The sequence below is a fragment of the Paenibacillus sp. N119s genome, from assembly GCF_059447605.1.
The window spans coordinates 19,175-27,294 of sequence record NZ_JCAJRU010000035.1; the positions used below are offsets into that span (position 1 = coordinate 19,175).

Below are 8,120 nucleotides of genomic sequence, written 5' to 3' on the forward strand. Positions count from 1 at the left end.
TAGAATTAGGTAGGATGAGGAATTTAATAGAGGGGAATGAGAGAAGGTCTATTTTCGCATAAATGTTTCTAATTATACTACTTATTTTCATATAGAATGTCAATTTTTGTAATGCAGAAAGCGAGGAAGTATGTTTTAGAACTAAAGAAGACTCTGTCTGCGTTTAGTGGCGTAGTTTATTGTGCAAACCTTTTTATGAAGAGGGCTGTTTATTGGCTTGTTTTCTTTTTTTGATGACCATAACCACAAATAGTAACAAAGGAAGGAGAATTTGGAAAATAGGAAACAAAGTATTAAGTACAATTTTCCGACCGATTAAGATGTGATGAGTATAGTTAGGCGACAGAAAAGAAAGCCCATAAATAAGGGCTGCAAGGGGAAAAATCCATTTTTTAAATCCGACTCCGGTTATTTTTTCAAGTCCTATCACGGCACCATTAAAAAATAAAGACATTTTGATAATCAAACCAAGAAAAAGAAGCAAGGTGAAGAGGGCATCCATTCGTTCGAACACATCTGCTAATTCAATCAACTGAACAGCTTCCAAAAGAGGAAGGGTACTATTCGCGGCGATCTTGGGTCCGAGAACAAAAATTTCCAATTGATTAACAAATGTTAGAGCAAGTGCGGTCATTGTATAGGCAAAAAAAACGGATTTAGTGAGATTCCGACCTTTATATGCAAGCGGATAAAATACAAGAAATAACACAGTTTGTCCGAATGGAAAAGAAATAAGTTCAGGAAAAGCGGCTTTAAATATGGGTGTCCATCCTTCCTCTAAAACCGGAAGAGAATTTTCAAGGTGAAAGAGACCGGTTGCCGGAATTAATATACTAATTAAAGCGTAGCCAAGTACAAAAAAAGGGAAAAGAAATAAGCAAAACAAGAATAAGGCTTTGTAGCCATAACGAATTGTGTTGGATACAACCACGATTGTAATCAAGATGATGATCCACAAGGGTGTTTGGCGGAGCAAAGTCATTACGGTCACCTCGCCTAAATCGCGTAAGTTCCGAGAAGTCTCATATGTAAAATACATCACAAAAAGTAAGTTGATGAGTGTACCCACATATTTTCCAGTGTAACGGCGAAACAACATGAACAAATCTAAGTCAGGATCTTGATGGTGAATAGTAAGATGGAGCTTTAACAGAAGTAGTCCAGCTAAAGCTCCTGTCAACATGACTAACCAAGCATCTTGCTTTGCTTCAGCTCCCATTAGAAACAAAGTTGTACTTCCAATTTCAAACAAAGACATACAAATGATCAGCTCTGATACTCGGATGGTATTTTGACGCATTGCTTCATTCACCTCTCCCTGTTTATTTCATTCCAGTAGTTCGTTAAAGGATTTTTCGAATAATCCTGTACGTGCAAGCTTCATTTTTACACCTATTTTTATATCCATGTTTGCGAACTCTTCAGACCATGTCTCTTTTATTTTTTTCCAATCTTTTGGATGCTTTTGATGGATTTTATTTCCAACACCAATAAGGTCGATATTCTTTTGCTGTAAGGCTTTCCAGCCTTCCTGAATTTGCAGTTTGATCGTTTCTGCTGCTTGCATCTGCAATTGATGTATACTTTGCATATTTTTCATTTCTCTTTGCGAAGAGGCTGACAGAAGGTCCCCGGTAGCTTTGACGTCAACGTTGAGGTAATAATGATTTGAATTCTTGATTGGTGTAACCTTTACCTTGGCTTTCCGGATGAGGAAAGCGGACGTAACATTACCATCCACATAATTAATCGTAGTGTTTTTAATTTGGTTGTTTAACCATGAAACCCCTATACTTTCCTTTGCATTTAGGAAGCCAACTCTCTTGTCTTTCTGAAAAAGGCTTAAGCCCGTTAACTTGAGTTTATTTTTGGCGGAGGTTTCCTTGAAAACATCAACAGAATCTAGCTTCTCCGGCTCGGAACCCTCAAGAGATATTTCTGGAACACCGGCTGCACCACTATCGGAGCTGATTTTTGAAATAAATTCATACATGGATAGTGCAGGATAAATCGATCCTAATTTGCTATCTTTTTCTAAAATATTTTCTAAAGCTTGACCAGGAATTTTCTCTGGTGGTACAAGCTTTTTCAAAAAATCACGAGCCTCTCCGTTGGCAATGAATACTTTTACAGTTTCTCGTGAATCAAGGTTGCGGAGGTAAATATCAATAATCTCTTCAATGCCTTGTTCTGCCGCTTTTTTTCCAATAACGAGTATATTATTTTGGGCAAAATACAGTTTGCGTGGGTATTCCAGGCTACTCTTCGTAACGGTCTCTCTCAATGTTTTCCCATGTGTAGAAAAGGTATGTACAGCGCTTTGCGATGCCCCGGAGGAAGAACCACCTGAGCCAGTCGTCATGGCTGATGGAATTATGATTTGATAAGTATTGGTCCAATCACCTTTGTGTCCATCAATTCCAGTTGCTGTTGTGATGCCTAATTCATTCAATTCGGTACGATCCACGCATCCTGTAAGTAATAACACTACAATAAACAGAATATAACTAACTCTAAATTGGAGCACCATTGATCTCTCCTATTTTTGGGGATCAGACTTATGATCACCTTCAGTATCATCCGAACTAGCAGGGTATTGGTGAGCTGCCTGTCTGGTCTGGTTATGGCCTGATTTTTCGCTAGGTCTGGTTTTCATAGCCCACCAAGGAACTCTGATGATGAGGTCCTTCATATTAGATTTAAAAGTGGGGCTATAGGGCACAAAATAATCAACTCCAAATGATTTGAGAGATACAAGATGAACAAGAAGGGGGATAATTCCGATCAGAATACCGAATAAACCCAGAGCCCCCGCCAGTAGCATAAGTGCAAAACGCAATAACCTGACAGCTGAAGCCATACCAAAATATGGGATGACAAAGTTCGATATAGCAGTGAAGGCAACAACGATAACCATTGCACCTGAGACCAGTCCAGCTTGTACCGCCGCCTGCCCAATAACCAGAGCTCCTACAATGGAAACGGCTGGCCCGATGACCCGTGGCATTCGCACACCTGCTTCACGTATCACTTCAAACATCAGTTCCATCATTAAAGCTTCCAATAATGCAGGAAAAGGAGTTCCTTCCCGTTGAGCCATCAGGGTAATTAACAGTGTGGTGGGGATCATTTCTTGTTGGAAAGTCGTTAAGGCTATAAATAGAGAGGGAAGCAACAATGAGACTAGAAAAGATACCACCCGAAGAGCCCTTAAGAAAGTTGAAATGTCATATCTCTGGTAGTAATCTTCGGCCGTCTGAAAGAAATTAAAGAAGGTTACAGGTGCAATCAGAGCAAATGGCGTCCCATCAATCAGAACAGCTACTTGTCCGTCTAAAAGGCTTCCTGCAACTGTATCCGGACGCTCTGAGTTTAGCATAGTCGGAAAGAGACTAAGTGGTTCATCCTGTATGAATTCTTCGATATAGCCACTTTCCAGTATGCTATCTGTATCAATGGTTTGAAGCCGTTTTGTCATTTCCTGTATTACTTCTGGATTAGCTACATTTTCAATGTAAGCTAACATGACTTTGGTTTGTGTATATCGCCCAATAACGTGACTTTCAAATTTAAGGTCAGGTGTCCGCAATTTTCTTCTGATCAGTGTGATATTGGTTGAGATATCCTCCGTAAATCCTTCTTTAGGACCTCGTACTACGGTCTGAGTACTGGGTTCCTGAATAGCCCGTCTTACTCCGCCTGCGATTGAAACTGCCAGAGCAAAGGTATTTCCGTTGGTGACAATGACAGCATTGCCAGAGAGAATGGCTTGATACATCTCATTTTGCGAATGAATCATTTGAATATTTCCCGCAGGAATTGTCTTCTTTAATAGAGAAACCGGATTATTTTCTCCAAGGTTAGATGCAGATTCAGAGACTTTTTCCGTAATTAAACCTTCCATTAAATTGGAAAGTAAGTTTTGATCAATTAATCCCTCGATATAACATACTGCGAGATGACCAACATGGGCAGGATTTTCGGAAAAATCACGAATAACGAAATCAGGACCTTGTCCAAGTTTCAATTGGAGTAAAGACAGAGTATGGGATAGTGATGGACTGATAGGGTCAGCTGAGTTTTGCTGCTTGGATTTCTTAGTATCCTGTTCATGCCTGTTTCCAGGTTTCAGAACGTCCCTAATCCAATCTGACAACACTAGTTCACTCCCCCTTATTTACTGATAAAGCATATTTTGTCCTCGCATACCCAAAATATACCCCTTGTGGTAGTCGGTTCCCTAAAAACAAAGACTGTGTGAAAACACTGAATGATTTGATGCAAATGGAGAGGAGAGAAAGTGACTTTAGATCGAATCTTAATGGAATCTTAATGCTGTAGATAAATTCATAATACGGTACTGATTTTGCTCGTGATATACTAAGGAGTGGAGAGAATATAAATAGAGGGTGGGCACAGGATGGCAGCACAACAGAACGATGCCGGGTCCATACTTGATCGAAATACTGACATGCCTGTAAGGAAAAGAAGAGGAAGACTGAAAATTTTTATAGGATATGCGCCAGGTGTTGGGAAGACCTGTGCGATGCTTAGCGCCGCCCACGAAGAGCAAAAAGAGGGTATGGATATCGTGATTGGATATATGGAACATGTTGATCGGCCGTACACTGCGGCGCTGTTGGAAGGACTTGAACTTCTTCCTTACATCGAAATTTCAAGTGAAGAATCCTCTACTAAGGAATTTGATGTTGACCAAGCACTCCAGAGAAGACCTGACCTTATTTTATTGGACGATTTGGCCCATGCCAACGCGGCAGGATGCCGCCACAGAAAAAGATATCAGGAAGTGGAGGAGCTTCTTCGCGCAGGAATTCATGTATATACGACGATAGATATCCAGCAGATCGAAAGCCTAACGGATATTGTATACTCCATTACTGGCATTTCCGTTGAAGAACGCATACCGGACAGTGTATTTGACCGTGCTGATCAGGTGGAATTAGTCGATATTGAACCGGATGATTTAATAGAACGTTTGTATAGGGGAAAGATTTATCGTGAGAATGAGAATATACAAGCTCATATATTTACCAAGGAGAAGCTGACCGCTCTCCGTGAAATTGCTTTGCGTAATACAGCAAGTCAGTTAAACCAAATCGCGGTGCAAATCAGTGATCAGGCAAAAACCAATGAATTTGATTCAAAAGAACATATTCTGGTCTGTTTGTCTGCGGCTGCTTCCAATAAGAAAGTGATTCGAACAGCAGCGAGAATGGCGGCAGCTTTTCATGGTCATTTCACCGCGCTGTTTGTGGAAACACAGGAAGCGAGAGAATTGACGCCAAAAAATAAAACGAAGTTAAGGGAAAACCTTAGACTGGCCGAGCAAATGGGTGCACATATTGCCACGATGTATGGAGACGATATTCCAGGGCAGATTGCCGAATACGTGAAATCAAGCCATGTATCAAAAATTGTCCTAGGACGCTCTCCCTACAAGGAGAGAGGACTTGTAAAAACCAATGTTATGGACAAACTAACGGCCTTGCTCCCTAACATTAAGATCTATATTATTCCCTTTACTGATCCTTCCCTCTATAAAAAAATGAATTATTACGCAAAATATCCAAATCTGTCGCTAGCTAATACTATCAAGACGATTGCTATCTTGGCTATATGCACAATCATTGGCTTGTGGTTTAAATATTTGGAATTCCGAGAAGCCAACATTATCACCGTGTACATACTTGGGGTTTTGTTAAATGCAATGGTGACCAAGGGCAGAATGTATAGTGCCATTTCTTCTATTATGAGTGTACTTGTGTTTAATTATTTCTTTACCGAGCCTTATTATTCTTTACAGGCTTATGATTCAGGCTATCCCGTCACCTTTCTGGTCATGCTGGCTGCTTCTTTTATGACAAGTACATTGACCATGCGAATAAGAGAGCAAGCACGGCAATCCGCACATAAAGCTTATCGTACCGAGGTGCTGCTGGAAACAAGCCGGAAATTGCAACAGGCTAAAGATTCTTCGGATATTATTAATGAAATGGCGTATCAAATGGTGAAGTTATTGGATAGAACGGTTATTTTTTATTCTGTTCACCAAGGGGAACTGTTGGCGCCGCAGGTTTTTTCAAAGAAAGAATCTGCATTTGATCCAGAGGTCTACATAGGAGACAACGAACGTACGGTTGCAGAGTGGGTGTATAAGAACAACAAGTGTGCAGGAGCTACGACGGATACTTTTTTTGGCGCTAAGTGCCTATATCATGCGGTGCGTGGAGGAGATCAGGTTCTTGCGGTGGCAGCTATTGTAATGGACCAGGAAGAACCTTTAGAAGTTTTTGAAAATAGCCTAATGCTTGCCATGCTGGGAGAATGCGCGCTGGCGTTGGAAAAAGAAAGACTGAATGAAAAGCAACAAGAGATCTCCTTGCAAATCCAGCAGGAGCAACTCCGTGCTAGTCTGCTTCGATCCATTTCTCATGATTTGCGCACTCCGCTTACCAGCATCTCGGGCAATGCGGGGATTCTTCTTGGGAACTCTGAGGTACTAAACAATGAACAAAAAAAAGATCTGTATTCGGATATATATGACGATTCCATGTGGCTAATCAATTTAGTAGAAAATTTACTCTCCATGAGTCGAATCGAAAATGGTAATCTAAATCTGAATTTTCAGGCAGAATTAATGGAGGAAATCATTTCGGAGGCTCTACTTCATGTGAATCGTAACAGCGTGAAGCATGTCATTCAAACGAATTTGGATGATGAGTTGATGATGGCTCGAATGGACTCCCGGCTTATTATTCAGGTTTTAATCAATATGGTTGATAATGCAATCAAGTATACCCAAGATGGCTCCCATATCATGATTTCTGCAAGACGTGAGAGACATAGGGTCGTTGTAGAAATCTCCGATGATGGCCCTGGTATTCCTTCAGAAGAAGTGAAGGACAAGCTGTTTGATATGTTTTATACGGCGGATAACATTCATGGGGACGGACGTCGTGGGTTAGGATTGGGACTTTCTCTGTGCAAATCAATTGTGAATGCCCATGGCGGTACCATTGGTGTTCATAACAATGTCCCCAAAGGGGCAGTTTTTTATTTTACCCTGCAAGCTGAGGAAGTGAATATTCATGAATAAACCCTTTATTCTTGTTGTGGAAGATGATAAACCCATTCGTAAGCTGATCACGACAACGCTGGAGACACAGGGCTATAAATACCATACGACTGAAACAGGCGAAGCATCGATTTTGGAAGCAGTATCCAGGCAGCCGGATCTCATGATTCTGGATTTGGGGTTGCCTGATATGGACGGTGTAGATATCATAAAAAAACTTCGTGAATGGACGAATATGCCTATTATCGTGGTTAGCGCACGCAGCGAAGATCGGGATAAAATAGATGCGCTGGATGCCGGAGCAGACGATTATCTAACAAAGCCCTTCAGTGTAGAAGAATTGCTGGCCAGACTTCGAGTCAGTTTACGAAGAATTCGATTTAACAGCGATAAGATCCTGAAGGATGCTTCCAGCTTTACTAATGGAAATTTGAAAATTGATTATGCAGCAGGATGTGTATGGATCGGTGAAAAAGAAGTTCATCTGACCCCAAGCGAATATAAACTGCTTTGTCTGCTAGCAAAGCATGTAGGCAAAGTATTGACCCATAATTTTATTCTGCATGAAATCTGGGGCAGCCATGCATATGATATTCCTGCCCTGCGTGTGTTTATGGCGACGCTCAGAAAAAAAATAGAAAAAACATCATTACAGTCAAAGTTTATTCAAACTCATATCGGAGTTGGTTACCGCATGCTTCAGGTTGGAGATGATACTTAGGCAATAATGCCAAAATGTAATTAGAGGCCGTGCCCTGATTAAACTGTACCCTCTGTAAAGGACATTTTAAAAAGGGCTAGGCTGCTTGAAAAAGATGATCTCTGTATTGAACAGGGGTCATCTTTTTTAAATTCCATTGGTATCTGTAATGGTTATAATAAGTCATATAGTCATTAATTTCACGTCTTAGCTCTTCCATAGTCGCACAGGGTTTGATGGAGGTCTCGTCCTTAAAATGACCAAAGAAGGATTCTTGGGGGGCGTTATCCCAACAGTTCCTCGTCTAGACATCGACTGGTTTAA

5 protein-coding genes and 1 pseudogene are annotated in these 8,120 nt (G+C 40.8%); 2 read left to right on the forward strand and 4 right to left on the reverse strand.

The window, feature by feature from the left end; genetic code table 11:
• Positions 1-193 precede the first annotated feature (193 nt).
• Genes AC5V8P_RS06740 through AC5V8P_RS06750 form a run of 3 tightly spaced genes read right to left on the reverse strand, consistent with a single transcriptional unit; the run spans position 194 to position 4,159 of the window.
• Complete coding sequence (locus AC5V8P_RS06740) at positions 194-1,312, reverse strand: GerAB/ArcD/ProY family transporter (protein ID WP_231887442.1); 1,119 nt, start codon at positions 1,310-1,312, stop codon at positions 194-196.
• Positions 1,313-1,327: 15 nt separating this feature from the next.
• Positions 1,328-2,530 (reverse strand): Ger(x)C family spore germination protein, encoded by a 1,203-nt coding sequence (locus AC5V8P_RS06745; RefSeq protein ID WP_064795921.1) that lies wholly within the window; start codon positions 2,528-2,530, stop codon positions 1,328-1,330.
• A gap of 9 nt (positions 2,531-2,539) precedes the next feature.
• Entirely contained in the window at positions 2,540-4,159 is a 1,620-nt protein-coding gene (locus tag AC5V8P_RS06750; protein WP_064795922.1) for a spore germination protein, read from the reverse strand.
• Between the two features lie 261 nt (positions 4,160-4,420).
• Here AC5V8P_RS06750 and AC5V8P_RS06755 point away from each other — a divergent pair, with 261 nt between their 5' ends.
• Both AC5V8P_RS06755 and AC5V8P_RS06760 read left to right on the forward strand, forming a co-directional pair.
• Positions 4,421-7,117 carry a DUF4118 domain-containing protein gene (locus tag AC5V8P_RS06755; protein ID WP_064795923.1) on the forward strand — a complete coding sequence of 899 codons (2,697 nt, stop codon included), beginning with the start codon at positions 4,421-4,423 and terminating at the stop codon, positions 7,115-7,117.
• Positions 7,110-7,817 (forward strand): response regulator, encoded by a 708-nt coding sequence (locus AC5V8P_RS06760; RefSeq protein WP_064795924.1) that lies wholly within the window; start codon positions 7,110-7,112, stop codon positions 7,815-7,817. Before AC5V8P_RS06755 ends, AC5V8P_RS06760 begins: the two co-directional genes overlap by 8 nt.
• Before the next feature lie 76 nt (positions 7,818-7,893).
• Here the strand turns inward: AC5V8P_RS06760 and AC5V8P_RS06765 are convergent.
• A pseudogene (locus AC5V8P_RS06765) lies at positions 7,894-8,120 on the reverse strand (IS3 family transposase); the annotation flags it as partial.